At 72.5% G+C, this 15,915-nt stretch carries 14 protein-coding genes; 3 read left to right on the top strand and 11 right to left on the bottom strand.

Annotation, left to right across the window (positions count from 1 at the left end; all coding sequences use genetic code 11):
• The first annotated feature begins 30 nt into the window (after positions 1-30).
• Positions 31-1,770 carry a methyl-accepting chemotaxis protein gene (locus AC3IF1_RS21550; RefSeq protein ID WP_489219263.1) on the top strand — a complete coding sequence of 580 codons (1,740 nt, stop codon included), beginning with the start codon at positions 31-33 and terminating at the stop codon, positions 1,768-1,770.
• A gap of 139 nt (positions 1,771-1,909) precedes the next feature.
• Positions 1,910-2,293 carry a VOC family protein gene (locus AC3IF1_RS21545; protein ID WP_489219262.1) on the top strand — a complete coding sequence of 128 codons (384 nt, stop codon included), beginning with the start codon at positions 1,910-1,912 and terminating at the stop codon, positions 2,291-2,293.
• Positions 2,294-2,411: 118 nt separating this feature from the next.
• On the opposite strand, the gene AC3IF1_RS21540 is transcribed toward AC3IF1_RS21545, so the two are convergent.
• From AC3IF1_RS21540 to AC3IF1_RS21530, 3 genes are read right to left on the bottom strand one after another with little or no spacing between them, the layout of a single operon-like run.
• The gene (locus AC3IF1_RS21540; protein ID WP_489219260.1) at positions 2,412-3,665 is read right to left on the bottom strand and encodes a cytochrome P450; all 1,254 of its coding nucleotides are present in this window, start codon (positions 3,663-3,665) and stop codon (positions 2,412-2,414) included.
• Positions 3,666-3,673: 8 nt separating this feature from the next.
• A complete protein-coding gene (locus tag AC3IF1_RS21535) occupies positions 3,674-4,945 on the bottom strand; it encodes an NAD(P)/FAD-dependent oxidoreductase (RefSeq protein ID WP_489219259.1) in 1,272 nt (423 codons plus the stop codon).
• Positions 4,945-5,190, bottom strand: coding sequence for a ferredoxin (locus AC3IF1_RS21530; RefSeq protein WP_243970509.1), 246 nt, complete (start codon positions 5,188-5,190; stop codon positions 4,945-4,947). The genes AC3IF1_RS21535 and AC3IF1_RS21530 overlap by 1 nt, the downstream gene beginning before the upstream one ends.
• A 229-nt stretch (positions 5,191-5,419) precedes the next feature.
• Between AC3IF1_RS21530 and AC3IF1_RS21525 the strand changes: the two genes are divergently transcribed.
• Entirely contained in the window at positions 5,420-6,016 is a 597-nt protein-coding gene (locus tag AC3IF1_RS21525; RefSeq protein ID WP_489219258.1) for a hypothetical protein, read from the top strand.
• Here AC3IF1_RS21525 and AC3IF1_RS21520 read toward each other — a convergent pair.
• The 8 genes from AC3IF1_RS21520 to AC3IF1_RS21485 all read right to left on the bottom strand — a co-directional run bounded on the left by AC3IF1_RS21520 (position 5,983) and on the right by AC3IF1_RS21485 (position 15,906).
• Positions 5,983-7,755, bottom strand: coding sequence for a class I adenylate-forming enzyme family protein (locus tag AC3IF1_RS21520; RefSeq protein WP_489219256.1), 1,773 nt, complete (start codon positions 7,753-7,755; stop codon positions 5,983-5,985). The genes AC3IF1_RS21525 and AC3IF1_RS21520 overlap by 34 nt on opposite strands.
• Positions 7,752-8,522, bottom strand: coding sequence for an SDR family NAD(P)-dependent oxidoreductase (locus tag AC3IF1_RS21515; RefSeq protein ID WP_489219254.1), 771 nt, complete (start codon positions 8,520-8,522; stop codon positions 7,752-7,754). The genes AC3IF1_RS21520 and AC3IF1_RS21515 overlap by 4 nt, the downstream gene beginning before the upstream one ends.
• Positions 8,523-9,000: 478 nt before the next feature.
• A complete protein-coding gene (locus AC3IF1_RS21510; protein WP_489219253.1) occupies positions 9,001-9,789 on the bottom strand; it encodes an SDR family NAD(P)-dependent oxidoreductase in 789 nt (262 codons plus the stop codon).
• A 2-nt stretch (positions 9,790-9,791) separates the two neighbouring features.
• Positions 9,792-10,850 carry a phosphotransferase family protein gene (locus AC3IF1_RS21505; protein ID WP_489219251.1) on the bottom strand — a complete coding sequence of 353 codons (1,059 nt, stop codon included), beginning with the start codon at positions 10,848-10,850 and terminating at the stop codon, positions 9,792-9,794.
• Entirely contained in the window at positions 10,847-12,088 is a 1,242-nt protein-coding gene (locus AC3IF1_RS21500; RefSeq protein ID WP_489219250.1) for an acyl-CoA dehydrogenase family protein, read from the bottom strand. The genes AC3IF1_RS21505 and AC3IF1_RS21500 overlap by 4 nt, the downstream gene beginning before the upstream one ends.
• A gap of 257 nt (positions 12,089-12,345) precedes the next feature.
• Entirely contained in the window at positions 12,346-13,863 is a 1,518-nt protein-coding gene (locus AC3IF1_RS21495) for an ATP-binding cassette domain-containing protein (RefSeq protein ID WP_489219249.1), read from the bottom strand.
• Positions 13,860-14,780, bottom strand: a complete 921-nt coding sequence (locus AC3IF1_RS21490) for a branched-chain amino acid ABC transporter permease (protein WP_243970304.1) — start codon at positions 14,778-14,780, stop codon at positions 13,860-13,862. The genes AC3IF1_RS21495 and AC3IF1_RS21490 overlap by 4 nt, the downstream gene beginning before the upstream one ends.
• A gap of 250 nt (positions 14,781-15,030) precedes the next feature.
• Positions 15,031-15,906, bottom strand: coding sequence for a branched-chain amino acid ABC transporter permease (locus AC3IF1_RS21485; RefSeq protein ID WP_243970303.1), 876 nt, complete (start codon positions 15,904-15,906; stop codon positions 15,031-15,033).
• Positions 15,907-15,915 lie beyond the last annotated feature (9 nt).

Here is a 15,915-nt window from a genome sequence, read left to right as displayed (position 1 = left end):
GCGGCCCTTGCCGTCCCGTTCGGTGCTCGGATGACCTCCACGCAGACAGACAGCCCCCCCGCCGACCGCGTCGCGCCACGGCGGAGCCTCGCGACGCTCAAGCTGCGCCACAAGCTGGCGGCGGTGATGGCCCTCATGGTCCTGGCCATGGGCGCCCTGAGCGCCCTGAGCTTCGTCGACACGCGGACATCGGCGCTGGAGGATCGGGCGCTCATGACGCGCCGCCTCACCGATGTGGCGCAGAGCCTGCTCGCCCATTACGAGGGGTTGGCCACCTCGGGCCGGATGCCCCTCGACGCCGCGCAGCAGGCGGCCCTGGCGGCGATCAGCGCCCTGCGATTCGGCAACGACGACTATTTCTTCGTCCTCGCCTCCGACGGACGGCTGATCGCCAACGCCTTCAACGCCAAGAATGTCGGCAAGCAGGTCCTGGATCAGACCGACATCCCCGGCGGCAAGCGCTACTTCGCCGAGATGGTCGAGACCGCCCGGCGCGACGGGTCGGGCTTCGTGGACTACCTGAAGCCGCGGGCGGGCGGGACCGTGCCGGTCGAGAAGGTCGCGAGCGTGCAGATGTTCAAGCCCTGGGGCTGGATCGTCGCCACCGGTCTTTATCGCGACGACGTGCAGGAGGCCGTCCGCGGCCGCGCGATCACGATCGCGCTCTGGTCGGCGGGCCTGGCGATCCCGGTCCTGGCGCTGCTCCTGCTCATCGGCAACAGCCTGTCGCGCCCGATCGGGCGGCTGACCGCGGCGATGCGCGGCCTCGCGGACGGGGATCTCGCGGTCGCGGTCGGGGATCAGCAGCGCGGCGACGAGGTCGGCGCGATGGCCCGGGCCGTGCAGGTGTTCAAGGACGCGATGATCGCCAAGCGCGCCGCCGACGCGGCGACCGTGGTGGAGAACGCCGCGAAGATGCGCCGGGCGCAGGTGCTGGACGAGGTCACCGTCCGGTTCGACGCGCAGGTGAGCGCCCTGACGCAGGGGCTGGCCACGGCCGCCGTGGAGATGGAGGCCACCGCCCGGGAGATGACCCGCACCGCCGCGCGCACCACCGAGCAATCCGTGCGCGTGAGCGCGGCCTCCGAGCAGACCTCGAGCAACGTCCAGACGGTGGCGGCCGCCAGCGAGGAGATGTCCGCCTCGATCCAGGAGATCGCCGCCCGCGTCGCCCAATCCTCCACGATGGCCGACCGCGCCAGCACGGATGTGGCTCGCACGAACGCGCTGATGCAGGTCCTGTCCCGGGGGACGGAACAGATCAACGAGGTGATGGGGCTGATCGCCGGGATCGCCGGGCAGACCAACCTTCTGGCCCTCAACGCGACCATCGAGGCCGCCCGGGCCGGGGAGGCCGGCAAGGGCTTCGCCGTGGTAGCGGGCGAGGTGAAGGCGCTGGCCGCGCAGACCGCCAAGGCCACCGAGACCATCGCCGGCCAGATCGCGGCGATCCAGGGGGAGACCCGGCACGCGGTCGAGTCCATGCGGACGATCGGCGGCACGATCGACGCGATGCGCACGGTGGCGCTCGGCGTGGCCGCCGCCATGGAGGAGCAGGGGGCGGCGACCAGCGAGATCGTCCGGAACGTCTCGCAGGCGGCCCAGGGCACGCAGGCGGTGAGCGCAGATATCGACGACGTGCGGAAGGCGGCGGGCGAGACGGGGAGGGCCTCGGGCCAAGTCCTGAGCGCCGCGCAGGAGCTGGCGCGTTACTCCGCGCGGCTCGGGCAGGAGGTGTCGACCTTCCTCGACGCGGTCAAGGCTGCCTGACTGCGTTTCCGCGAACTGGCGGCTCGGCACCGCAACCCTGGAGTGGTGGACAGCGTCGATCCGAACGGACACGGTTCGAATCCAGCAACCCGGCCGCGGAGCCGGCCGGTTCGGCACCGTCTCATCCAGGAACCGATCGATGCGCTTCGCCCACGTGGCCCTGTGGACGCAGGACCTCGACGCGGCCGCCGCGTTCTGGAGGGCGTATTTCGGCGCCGAGGTCGGCGCGCCGTACCACAGCCGGCGCCGGCCGGGATTCGTGTCGCGGTTCGTGACGCTCCCCGGGCCGGGCGCGCATATCGAGCTGATGACCGGACCCTGGATCGAGGACGGGCCGGGCCCGGATCACGTCGGCTGGGCGCACGTGGCCATCTCGCTGGGCTGCATCGCGGCGGTGGACGCCTTGGCCGAACGGTGTGCGGAAGGGGGATGCCTCGTGTCGCCACCCCGCCGGACCGGGGACGGCTTCTACGAGGCGATCGTCGCCATGCCGGACGGGACGCCGGTGGAGATCACGGTCTGAGGGCGGCGATCCACAGGCGCGTCCCCCCGCTCTTCCGATGCGGACGGCGTGATGATGGCCCCGCAAGCGGGACGCCTGAGCAGGCGGAGACGCGGTCTCGGCGCCGGCGCGACGCCGCTCACGCGATCCCGTCGATCGCCACCCGCAGATGCTCCGGCCCGCGCAGGGCGGCGCCCGGCCGGTAGGGCGGCGGGTCCTCGATGAGGCGCGGCGCCTTCAGCCGGGCGGCGAGGGCGGTGAGCGCCGCCTCGGCCTCGAACCGGGCGAGCGGCGCGCCGACGCAGTAATGCAGGCTGCCGCCGAAGCCGAGATGGCGGGTACCGGTGCGGTCCGGATCGAACCGGTCGGGGTCCGGGAACACGGCCGCGTCGCGGTTGCCGGAGGCGAGCAGCAGCACGAGGTCGGCGCCCTCGGGGATCGTGACCCCCGCGATGTCGATGGCCGACAGCGTCCGGCGGGTCCGGAACTGCACCGGCGGCTCGTAGCGCATCAGCTCCTCGATCACCCGCGGGGCGCGCAGCGGATCCTGCCGCAGGCGCTCCAGCTCGTCCGGATGCCGCAGCAGGGTGAGCAGGCCGTTGGTGATGAGGTTCACGGTGGTCTCGTGGCCGGCCACCAGCATCAGGATCGAGGTGGCGACCAGATCGTAATCGCCCATCTTCGCGCCCTCGGGGGTGGCGTGGTTGGCCAGGCCCGAGAGCATGTCGTCCCGCGGGTGCTTGCGCTTGTCCTTGATCAGGTCAGCCATGTAGCCGCCGATGGCGTCGAAGGTCCGGCTGTTCTTGGCACGGATCTCGGTATCGGACAGGCTGTCGGGCTCCAGCGCGGTGGCGAGCTGCGTCGCCCATCCGTGGAACTTCGGCTCGTCCTCCCGGGGCACGCCGAACAATTCGCAGATCACCGTGACCGGCAGCGGGTAGGCGAGGTCGTCGACGGCGTCGATCTCCCGGGCGCCGCACTTCGCGTCGAGCAGGTCGGCCACCAGCCGGTCGGAGCGGGCGCGCATGGCCTGGACGCGCTCCCGGGAGAACTGGTGCATCACCGCCGCGCGCAGGGCATCGTGGTCCGGCGGATCGCGGAAGATGAAGACCCGGTGCCGGTCCATCATCCAGTCTTTAAGCGGCTTGACGATCAGGTCGGTGAGCGGGTTGCCGGTGCGCGGCCGGTCGGCCGGGGGCAGGGTGTCGGAGCTGACCCGCGGGTCCTGGAGCAGGCGCGCGATGGTGTCGTGGGTCGCTGCCACCCAGGTCCCGTCCCCGGTGCCGTCGTCCTGGCGCGAGACGGGAGTCTCCCGCAGCTTCGCGTAGACGGGGTAGGGGTTCGCCCGATTGGCGAAATCCTTGACCTGACCGAGGAGGCTGGCGTCGGGCATGCGGTCTCTCAGGAAAAGCCCGGCTCGAGGATCTTGATCGCCTTCGGTCGGTCGGCCGCAGCGCCGCGGGGCGGGAACGGCGCACCGGCCGCCACCATCTCGGCATGGGCCGGCAGCCACCGGGCCGAATCCACCGACAGGGCCGCGATGCAGCGCCCGGCGCGACCGTAAAGGGCGATGAATCGGCCCGCGGCGGGGTCGCCCTGGGTGATCGCCACCGCGTCGGCGCCCTCGGTCAGGCCGGCGGACTTGACCACGAGGTCCCCTTGCGTCGACCAGAAGGTCGGCAGGGCGCCGTAGGGCTCCCCGGGGGGCGTGCCCGCGAGCAGACGGCCGGCATGGACGGCCTGCGCGGCCGCGTGGCTCCAATGCTCCAGGGCGACGCGCCGCCCCTCGTAGAGCGGGTGGGAGAAGCGCGCCACGTCGCCGGCGGCGGCGATGCGCGGGTCGGTCTGCCCGTCCGTGTCGTGGACGTGCCCGGAGGCGTCGCAATCGACCCCGCCGGGATCGGCCGACAGCCCGGACCCGTCGAGCCACTCGGTGTTGCGGACGGCACCCAGCGCGATGACGGCGACATCCGCGTCGATGCGACTGCCGTCGACGAGATGGGCGCGCACCAGGCGTCCCTCGGCATCCTCCAGCCACTCGACCTCGGCGCCGCACCGGATCTCGACGCCGTGACCCGCGTGGATCGCCCCGATGAACGCCCCGACCGTGCTGCCGAGAACGCGGGCGAGCGGCGTCGGGCCGGGCTCGACCAGGGTCACCGGCAGGCCGAGCTTCCGGCACAGGCTGGCGACCTCGCAGCCGATGAAGCCGCCGCCGATCACCAGCACCCGGCGCGGCCCCGCCGCCAGGGCCCGGCGCAGGGCCGCGGCATCGTCGCGGCCGCGGAGGGTGAAGACCCCCGCCAGGCGCCCCTCGTGGGGGTTCGGCCACGGGCGGGCGCGGGTGCCGGTGGCGATCAGCAGGCGGTCGTAGGGGAGGTCGCGCCCGTCAGCGAGCAGCACGGCCCTGCGCCCGCGGTCGAGGCCGATTGCGGGGTTGCCGAGATGCCAGTCGGCGTCCAGGCCGTGGATGCCCGGCAGGGTCGTGGCGTCCGCCGGGATCGCGCCGGCGAGGACGTGCTTGGACAGCGGCGGCCGGTCGTAGGGATAATGCGGCTCGGCGCCGATCACCGCCAGCGGACCCAAAAACCCGGCTGCCCGCATCGCCTCGGCGCCGCGCAGGGCAGCGAGGCCGGCGCCGACGATCACCGCCCGCTCGGAGGTGCGTGCCATCAGCCGCGCCGCTCCGGATCTTCGACCCGGATGGCCTGGACCGGGCAGGCGACGCGCGCCCGCTCGATATCGTCCCGGTCCTGCGCAGCGGGGGCGGGATCGTAGTAGAGGGCCTCGTGCCCCTCGATGCGGAAATGCCGCGGCGCCGCGTAGCAGCACTGGGCATAGGCCTGGCAGAGGTTGAGATCGACGCTCACCCGCAGGCCGGGTGGGGAGCCGGGTGGCGCATCGGCGGAGGCGGACATGGCGGGGCAACCGCGCGCGGAGCCCGGGGTTCCGCCCCCCGGCGCGACCGCGCGGCCGCAGGCCTCACGCGTGCGGGCCTGTCCCCGGAGACCACCGGTTACCGATAGAGACAGAGTCTCGCCGATCCCCGCAGAAATGGATCGGCGTGATTTCCCCGGATCGCGGTTCGATCTATTGTCGCGCCGCCCCGCGGGCCTGTCCGGCGCGCCGCGATCCCAGGAGGGCACCATGCCGCACGGTGCGCGAACCAGCCTCGTCGCCCTGTTCCTGCTCGCCGGCCTCGGAGGCGCGTCCGCCGAACCCGCCGCGGGCTCGACCTGGACCGACCCGCCGGCCCACAAGTCGGGCACCGAGACGCCGCCGGCCACGGATCGGAAGGCCGCGGCGCCGGTTACCGCGGCCCCAACCGCCGCGACCCCGGCTGCCTCGCAGGAGGCCCGATCGGCTCCGGCCGCGCGGAGGGCGGTCGCGGCCCGCCGGGCGCCGGAGCGCAAGGTCGCGCACGCCGCGGCCCCATCGCCCGGGCGGGTCGCCGCCGCGCCGCGCCGCGTCCGGATTGCCGCGCCCCACGTCCGGACGGCCCGCGATCCGCGCTTCGTCGCCGTGGCGCCGCCCCCGCCGCCCGCGGAGGGCTACGCCCGCTACCGGTCCTACGGATATGCGCCGGGCTCCCCTTACGGCCCGGGCTACGCGGACGATCGCCTGGAGCGCCTGCGGAGCGCGGAGGCCGCCGGCTACCTCGTGGTGCGCCGCCGGACCGTGCAGTTCCCGGACGGGCGGTCGCTGCGCGTCTACCACCCCGACGACGAGGGCGAGCCGTTCTGATCCGACGGCGCGACGAAGACCTTCCGCAGCGGCGCCCGCAGCACCTTCCCGGCGGGGTTGCGGGGGAGGAGCCCGTCCCAGACCACCACCCGCACCGGCACCTTGAAGGCCGCGAGCCGGGTGGCCGCGAAGGCGCGGATCTCCTCCGGGCCGGCGCTCGCCCCCTCCGCCAGCGCCACGATGGCGCCGGGCTCCTCGCCCAGCGTCGGGTGGGGCACGGGCAGCACCACGGCGTCGACCACGTCCGGGTGTTCGTAGAGGACGTTCTCGACCTCGCAGCAGTAGATGTTCTCGCCGCCGCGGATCAGCATGTCCTTGATCCGGTCGACGATCGTCAGAAAACCCTCGGCGTCGGCGCGGACGAGGTCGCCCGTGCGCAGCCAGCCTTCGGAGAACGTCTCGGCGGTGGCCTTCGGATCGTCCCAGTAGCCGCGGACGACGTTCGGCCCCTGCACGCAGAGCTCGCCGACGCTCCCCGGCGACAGGTCCCGCCCGAGGGGGTCGAGGATCCGCACCGCGCAGACCGGCAAGGGCGGGCCGCAGGAATCGGGGTGTGCCCGATAATCCTCGGCCTGATGGTGGGTGAAGGTCGCCGAGGTCTCGGTCATGCCCCAGCCGGTGCCGGGGACGGCCTGCGGCAGGGCCTCGCCCAGGGTCCGCACGAGGTCGCCGGCCGCGGGGGCGCCGCCATAGGTCACGGCGTCGAGGCTCGGCAGCGTCCGGCCCGCCTCCCGGGCCGCCGTGGCGAGCTGCCACGCGATGGTCGGGACCCCGCCCGCGCTGGTGCAGCCCTCCGCCTCGATCAGGTCGAGGGCCTCGTTGGCGTCCCAGCGATGCATCATCACGAGGCGGTGCCCGCCGTAGAGGGCCGCCCCGAGGCTCGCGTGGCAGCCGGTAACGTGGAACAGCGGGATCACCAGCAGCGCCACCCGCTGCGGCGCGGCCGGGTCGGGCTTGGGCGGCGTTTCGCCCCGGCGCAGGCAGCTGCGCGCCGCCGAGTAGGGATAGGCCATCACCGTGGTGGCGGCCGCCCGGTGGGTGCCGACCGCCCCCTTCGGCTTGCCGGTGGTGCCCGACGTGTAGAACAGGGTCGCATCGTCCTCCGGGTCGAGGGCGATGTCGGGCACGGCGACGTCGGGGAGGGCGGCCCAGCCCGCCACCGGGCCAATCACGTCGGTCAGCGGCGTCGCCCGGGGGTCGGGCTCCATCCGGGTGGTGTAGACGCGCTCCAGGGCCGGGCATTCGGCCAGATGCGGGGCGATCCGGGCGAAGCGCTCGCCGTCGGCGATGAGCACCCGCGCCCCGGAATGCCGGAGCCCGTAGGCGAGCTCGGGCCCGGTCCACCACGCGTTGAGCGGCGTGGCGATGGCGCCGGCCAGCAGGGCGGCGTAGTAGCAGACCGGCCATTCGGGCAGGTTGCGCAGGGCGAGGGCGACCCGGTCGCCCTTGCGCACGCCGGCCTCCGCGAGGGCCCGCGCCAGATTGGTCGCGGCGCGGGAAAAGCCCGTGAAGGTCACGCGCTCGTCGCGGTAGACCACGAAGGTCTTCTCCCCGTGCCCTTGTGCGATCCGGAACAGGTCGCGGAGGGTCGGCGGGGCCTTCGCCCAGATCCGGGTCGGCACGCCGCGGATGTCGATCGTCGCGATCGCGAAGGGCGCGCCCGGGGCGGTGAGCCGCGCCTCGGCCTCCCGGAAGGGCAGGGCCGGCCAGCCGGCGGGGAGGCGGGGATCGGCGCTCATCGGGCGATCGTCACCCCGCCGTCGATCACCAGCGCCTGACCGGTGACGAACCGGCCGGCCGGGGAGGCCAGGAACACCGCCGCGCCCGCGATCTCGTCGGGCTCGCCGATCCGGCGCAGCGGCGCGGCGGAGGTCGTGGACGCCAGCATTTCGGGATCCTCCCACAGGGCCCGGGCGAAATCGGTGCGGATCAGGCCCGGGCAGAGGCAGTTCACCCGGACGTTGGCCGGGCCGTATTCCACCGCATAGTTGCGGGCGAGCTGGAGATCGGCGGCCTTCGAGACGTTGTAGGCGCCGATCACGGGCGAACCTTTGAGCGCCCCGATCGAGGAGACGAGGATGATCGCCCCGTCCCGCCGTGCGACCATGCCGGGGGCGACCTTCTGGATCAGCCAGTGGTTCGACAGGACGTTGTTGTCCAGGATCTTGCGGAACTGCGCGTCGGAGATGCCGGCGAGCGGCCCGTAATAGGGGTTGCTGGCGGCATTGCAGACCAGCACGTCGACCGGCCCGAGCCGGTTCCCGGTCTCCTCGACCAGGGCTTCCAGCTCGTCCTTCACCGAGATGCTGGCCGGGATCGCCACCGCCCGGCCGGGCCCGTGGGCGGCCTCGATCTCGGCGACCACCGCGTCGCAGGCCTCCCGCTTGCGCGAGGAGATCACCACCCGGGCGCCGTGCTCGGCCATCCGCAGGGCGATCGCCCGCCCGATGCCCCGGGACGAGCCGGTGACGAGGGCGACCTTACCGGTCAGATCGAACAGGGACATGGCGGTGATTTGCCCAGGTTGAGACGGCACGCGCCTTCCCTCCCCCCCGATGCCGGGGCTACCGGATGCACACATCTCGATTGGGAACAGAAGAATGAACAGGAAGCGCGCCTCTCCCTCCCCCCTCTGCGGGGGAGGGTGGCCCCCGGAGGGGGTCGGGAGAGGGGAGCGACGGTGCAGAAGGAAGCGTAAGCTTTCATGAAGGCCACGCCCGATCCTGAACCCGGGTTCCCCTCTCCCGACCCCTGCTGACGCAGGGGCCACCCTCCCCCGCAGAGGGGGGAGGGCAAAACCCGTGGCCGTTCGCCCCTGTCGTCAGACTGAGAAGCGTGAATCCGGTAGCCCGCCCGGGAGAGGGGGTGCGTCGCGCTCTGCCGCCGGCGTCGGACCCAGATGAATGAGTATCGAAGCCCGCAGAGGGGGGAGGGGGACGCGCGGGTCCCGCCGGCGTTGCGATCTGCGTGGCCCCCGCCCATCCTCACACCTCCGCCAGCATCGCCCGGCGCAGGCGCGCCATACCGGCGAGCCAGCGCTCGGGATCCTCGGCCCGGCGGCGGGCGTACGCCGCCACCTGGGGATGCGGCAGGATCAGGAAGCGCCCGGTCGCCAGCCCGTCGAAGGCGGCTTCGGCCACGGCCTCCGGCGTCAGCACGCCGTCGCGGGACGCCGCGCTGGCCGCCCCCAGCATGGCGGTGTCGACCCCCTGCGGGCACAGGGCGGCGACCCGGATCCCGTCCGCCGCGTGGGCGATGGCGAGGTGCTCCAGGAAGGCCAGCGCCGCGTGCTTGGTGGCGCCGTAGGGCGCGCTGCCGATCTGGCTCAAGAGCCCCGCCGCCGAGACGGTGCCCAGGAACGCGCCCCCGCCCCGGGCGCGCCAGAGCGGCACCAGCACCCGCGCCGCGTGAACGTGACCCATCACGTTCACCGACCAGGACCGCGCCCAGCTGTCGAGATCCGCCGAGGTGGCGAGATCCGGATCGGGGTCGCGCTCCAGGATGCCGGCATTGGAGCCGTAGAGCGCGATCGGGCCGATCTCGGCCTCGATGCGCGTCAGGATTGCGGCGACCGCCGCCGCGTCGCCCACGTCGAGGGCGAAGCCCCGTCCGCCGAGCGCGGCCGCCACGGCCTCCGCCCCGGGCCCGTCCCGGTCGAGGGCGACGACCCGTGCCCCCCTTGCCCCGGCCGCGACGGCGAGCGCCCGGCCGATGCCCCGGGCGGCCCCGGTGACGGCGACGACGCGGCCGGCCAAGTCGCTGCCGAGTTCCACGCTCAGGCCCCCGCCCGCGCGGCGAAGGCCCAGGCCGCGGCGGCGAGCTTCGGCACCCGCGCCGCCATGGCGGAGGCATGCTCGCTCGCGGCGTTGCCGGCCTTCGCCCGGGCGGCCACGCCCTGGAGGATGCCCACCAGCCGGAACAGGTTGTAGGCGAAGTACCAGTCGAGGTCGGGCAGGTTCTCGCGGTCCGCGGCCCGGCAGTAGAGGGCCACCGCCTCGTCGCGGCTGGGGATGCCGAGCGCCGCCAGATCGAGGCCGCCGAGGCCGCTCCGCCCGTCGGCGGGCAACTCCCACTGCATCAGCAGGTAGCTGAAATCGGCCAGCGGATCGCCGAGCGTCGACAGCTCCCAGTCGAGCACCGCGCTGACGCCGCCGTCCGCGGAAAAAATCAGGTTGTCGAGGCGGTAGTCGCCGTGGACCACGCAGGCGCCCTGCTGCTCCGGCACGGTCCGGGGCAGCCACGCGATCAGCCGCTCGACATCCGCCAGGCGCCCATCCTCGGCGGCGCGGTACTGGCGGGTCCAGCGGTCGACCTGCCGGGCGAAGTAGTTGCCGGGCCGACCGTAATCGGAAAGCCCCGCCGCCTCGGGGTCGATCGCGTGGAGGCGGGCGAGCGTCGCGATCATGCCGGCATAGTGCCGGTGGCGGGCATGGGGATCGAGGCCCGGGAGCGCCCCGTCCCAATGCACGGCGCCGTCCACCGCCTCCATCACGTAGAAGGCCGCGCCGATGATGTTTTCGTCCTCGCACAGCGCGAAGGGCCGCGGCACCGGAAAGCCCTCGCCGTAGAGGGCACCGATCACCCGGAACTCGCGCTCCACCGCGTGGGCCGAGGGCAGGAGCGGGCCGAACGGTTTTCGCCGCAGCACGTAGGCCTGGGCCGGCGTGTCGAGCCGGTAGGTCGGGTTCGACTGGCCGCCGCGGAACTGCTGCACGGTGAGCGGCCCGGAGAAGCCGCGGACATGCTCCGCCATCCAGGCGGCGAGCCGTGCTTCGTCGATCCGGTGGCGCGGCTCGACCGGCTTCACGCCGGAGAAGATCTCGGCGTCGCTCATGAACGCTCCGCCTCACGGGCATTGGTGTAGCGCCCGAATTCCAGCCGGGCGATCGAGCGGTTGTGGACCTCGTCCGGCCCGTCGGCGAGCCGCAGGGTGCGGATATGAGCGTACATCTTGGCCAGCCCGAAATCCTCCGAGACGCCGGCGCCGCCATGGGCCTGGATGGCGTCGTCGATCACCTTCAGCGCCACCCGGGGCGCCGCGACCTTGATCATGGCGATCTCGAGCTTGGCGCCCTTGGCGCCGACCGTGTCCATCATGTCGGCGGCCTTCAGGCAGAGCAGCCGAGTCATCTCGATGTCGATCCGCGCCTCCGCGACCCGCTGCTCCCAGACCGACTGCTCGGAGATCCGCTTGCCGAAAGCGACCCGGGAGACGAGGCGGCGCGCCATGGCCTCCAGCGCCACCTCGGCGGCCCCGATCGTGCGCATGCAATGGTGGATGCGGCCCGGACCCAGCCGCCCCTGCGCGATCTCGAAGCCGCGGCCTTCACCCAGGATCAGGTTTTCGGCCGGCACGCGGACATTCTCCAGCACGACCTCGCCGTGGCCCTTGGGGGCGTCCTCGTAGCCGAAGACCGGCAGCAGCCGCTCGACCCGCACGCCCGGCGTGTCCATGGGCACCAGGATCTGCGACTGCTGCCGGTGGCGGGGCGCCTCCGGGTCGGTCTTGCCCATCAGGATCGCGATCCGGCAGCGCGGATCGCCGACGCCGGTCGACCACCACTTGCGGCCATCGATGACGTAGTGATCGCCGTCCCGGCGGATCGACGTCGCGATGTTGGTGGCGTCCGAGGAGGCGACCTCCGGCTCGGTCATCAGGAAGGCGGAGCGGATCTCCCCCGCCATCAGGAGCCTGAGCCAGGCGTCCTTCTGGGCGGGGCTGCCGTAGCGGTGCAGCACCTCCATGTTGCCGGTGTCGGGGGCCGCGCAGTTGAAGCATTCCGACGCGATCCCGACCCGGCCCATCGCCTCGGCGCAGAGCGCGTAGTCGAGGTTGGTCAGGCCGGCGCCGCGGTAGTCCTCCGTGTCGTGCTCGGGGGAGGGCGGCAGGAACAGGTTCCACAGGCCCTCGACTTTGGCTCTGTCCTTCAGCCGCTCCATCGTGGGCGAGGGCGCGCGGCTCTGCGCACGCTCGGCCGCCACCGCGGCAGCGGCGGGCAGGACGGCGTCGGCGATGAAGGCGCGGACGCGGGTCAGCCAATGCGTCTGGGATTGGGAGAGGGTGAAGTCCACGGTGTCCGCTCCCTGGTGTCGTTCCGATGGGATCCGAGCGTCTCCCTCCCCCCTTTGCGGGGGAGGGTGGCCCCCGAAGGGGGTCGGGAGAGGGGAGCGACGGTGCCGAAGAAGGCTGCGGCCTTCATCACCGCTCCGCCCCTTTCTGAAGCCGGGTTCCCCTCTTGCGGGACTTCGTCCCGGCCCGACCCCTGCTGACGCAGGGGCCACCCTCCCCCGCAAAGGGGGGAGGGGGAGCCGCGCGTCCGTATGCTCCCTCACAGATACGCCGACCCCATCTCGCTGGCGAAGCGCTGCGGCGGGCCCTCCCAGACGATCCGGGCCTGCTCCAGCACGTAGACCCGGTCGGCGTGGGGCAGCGCGAAGGTGACGTTCTGCTCGCCGAGCAGCACCGTGATCGGCGTGGTCTGGCGCAGGCGCTCCAGGGCCTTTGACAGCAATTCCAGGATCACCGGGGCGAGGCCGAGCGTCGGCTCGTCGAGGATCAGCAGGCGGGGCCGCATCATCAGCGCCCGGGCGATGGTCAGCATCTGCTGCTCGCCCCCCGACAGGGTGCGGGCGCTCTGGCCCTCGCGGGCCTTGAGGATCGGGAACAGTTCGTAGAGCCACTCGCGCTGCTTGGCGCTCTCGGCCTTCGGGAAATGCTGGCCGCCGAGGTCGAGATTCTCGCGCACGTTGAGGTCGCCGAACAGCTCGCGGGTCTCCGGCACCTGGACGATGCCGGCCCGGGCGATGGCGGCCGGCTTCATCCGGGTCAGATCCCGGCCGTCGAACCGGATTGTGCCGGTATGCGGCACCAGGCCCGAGATCGCGTTGAACAGGGTGGTCTTGCCCGCCCCGTTCAGGCCTACCACCGAGACGAACTCGCCCTCGTGGACGTGGATCGAGGCGGCGCGCAACGCCTGCGCCTTGCCGTAGAGCACGTCGACGCCCGCGACGGTCAGCAGCGAATCCGGCTTGAACGCCGCCTCGGGCCGGGCCGCGGTCTCGATGCTGCCGCCGAGATAGACCCGGCGCACGGTCGGGTCGGCCATCACGGATTCGGCCGAGCCCTCGGCGATGCGCTCGCCGAGATACATGGCGAACACCCGGTCCACGAGGGCCGAGACGCTCTTCACGTTGTGGTCGACGAGGAGCACGGCCTTGCCCTCGTCGCGGAACCCCCGGATCAGCTCCGAGAAGGCCGCGACCTCGCCACCGGTCAGGCCCGCGAAGGGCTCGTCGACCAGCACCACCCGCGGGTCGCGGGCGATGGCCTTGGCGAGCTCCAGCCGGCGCAGATCCGCGAAGGGCAGGGTACCGGGGCGCCGATCGATAACCGCGCCGAGGCCGACGCGCTCGGCGATCTCTTTGGCACGCCGCGCCACGTGCGGGTCGGCGGCGAGCCGGATCAGGCTGTCGGGCAGGAGCGCGAGGCTGATGTTCTCCAGCACCGTCTGGCGCTGGAGCGGGCGCGCGTGCTGGAACACGAGGCCGATGCCGGAGCGCGCCACCCGGTGGGCCGGCAGCCCGCCGATCTCGGCGCCGTCGAGGCGGATCGAGCCGGCGCTCGGGCGCTCCAAGCCCATGATCAGCTTCATCACGGTGGATTTGCCCGAGCCGTTCGGGCCGATCAGGCCCAGGATCTCGCCGGGCCGCAGGTCGAGATCGATGTCCTTGACGGCGACGAGGCCGCCGAAGCGCTTGGTCAGGCCGCGCACCGTCAGGCACGGCTCGGCCGCCACGGGGACGGGGGCGACGGCCTGCGGCGGCGCGGGCCTCACGGCGACGGTCATCGCGCTCTCCGGAAGGATGCGAGGCCCAGAAGCCCCGACGGCACGAACAGGATCACGAGGAGCGCCACCGCCGAGACCACGAAGGTCGACAGCGCCCCGAGCGGGCGCAGCAACTCGCCCGCCGCGATCAGGAACACCGCGCCCAAAGCCGCGCCCACGATGGTGCGCCGGCCGCCGAGCACCGCCGCGATGATCACCTGCACGCCCACCGCCGTGTCGATCAGCGTGCCGACCGAGGCGGTGCCCATGTAGAAGACCACCAGCCCGCCCGCGAGGCCCGAGAAGGCGGCGCTGACCGCGAAGGCCGCGAGCTTGTGCTTGGCGACGTTGAAGCCGAGCGCCCCGGTCACCACCGGGTCCTGCCCGGCGGCCTGGAGGATCAGCCCCGCGGGGGAGCGGGCGATGGCGGTGAGGATCAGGCCGGAGACCGCCATGAAGCCCAGAGCCAGCCAGTAGTTGGTGTCGGCGTCGATCGAGATGACGTCAGGTACGGTCAGGCCGATCTCGCCGCCGGTCAGCCCGGAGAACACCACGATCATGTTCTGCAGGAGCAGCACCGCCACCAGGGTGATCAGCCCGAAATAGGGGCCCCGCACCTTCAGCGCCGGCAGCGCCAAGGCGAGGCCGCCGACCACGGCGAGCGCGGTGCCGGCAGCCAAGCAGTAGGGGATCGGCAGCTCGTAGCGGTTGTTGAGGATGCCGGCGCCGTAGGCCCCGAGCCCGATCAGGAAGGTCGGACCGAAATTCACCTCCCCGGCAAAGCCGAAGAGCAGGTCCCAGGCCATGGCGAACACGCCGAAGTAGTAGGCGATGGTCAGCAGGCCGAGGATGTAGCCGGAGACGTACCACGGGAGGGTGGCGGCCGCCGCGACGGCGAGGATCGCGATCCAGAAGCCGGGGGTGGTGAGGAGCTTCATGATCGCTCGCTGCGGGCGGGACTTTCACTCCCCCCACTGCGGGGGAGGGTGGCCCCCGAAGGGGGGCGGGTCGGGACGAAGTCCCGCAAGAGGGGAGCGATGGTGCAGAAGAAGGCTGTGCCCGTTCTGAGGGTCGCATCCCTTCCGGAAGCCGGGTTCCCCTCACCCGACCCCTGCTCACGCAGGGGCCACCCTCCCCCGCAGTGGGGGGAGGGAGAGAAGCGGCCCTGGACAGCCTCGAAAAAAACCATCACCGCCGCCCCAGCAGGCCCTGCGGGCGCAGGTACATCACGGCCACGAGCAACAGCAGCGCCGGGATCACCCGATAGGCCGGCGAGATCAGGTAGGCGGTGGCGGTCTCGAGATAGCCCACCACGTAGGCGGCGATCAGCGAGCCGGTGACCGACCCTAAGCCCCCCAGCACCACGATCGAGAAGGCGCTCGCGGTGAGCGGCCCCACGGAATACGAGGACACCCCCAGAAACATCCCGAGCAGCACCCCGGCGATGCCGGCGAGCAGCCCGTAGATCGCCCAGACGGCCACGTAGATCTTCGCCATGTCGTGGCCGAGCAGCGTCACGCCGCGCGGGTTCATGGAGGCGGCGAGCAGGACCTTGCCGGCCCGGGCCCGGTTCACGAACAGCCAGAGCAGGGCGATCACCACCCAGCAGATCACCGCGGTGAAGATCTCGTTCTTCGGCGTGCGCACCCCGGCGATCTCGATCACCCCCTCGACGATCGGCAAGACCGTCTTGGGATTGTCGGTGAAGAAGTAGGCCACCAGCTCCTGGATCATGATCCCCCAGAGCAGGGTGCCGGTGAGGACGAAAATCTCCTTCTCCTCCCGGGGGATCGCCCTGCTGCGCTCGATCGGCGCGACGATGGCGAAGTAGGTGACCAGCGCGCCGGCGAGCCCGCACAGGACGCCGATCAGCGCCCCCGCGTAGGAGCCGAGGCCGAACAAAGCCGAGGCCGCCCAGGCCGCCACGGCGGCCATCACCATGATGGCCCCGTGGGAGAGGTTGAGGACGCCCGAGACCCCGAAGATCAGGGTGAAGCCCATCGCGCCGAGTGCGTAGAGGGCCGAGATCGCGAAGCCGTCGACGAGGATCTGGAGGCCGATCACAGCGCGCTC

Source organism: Methylobacterium sp. E-012 (assembly GCF_057836545.1).
This window is presented reverse-complemented; position numbering and strand designations above follow the sequence as displayed.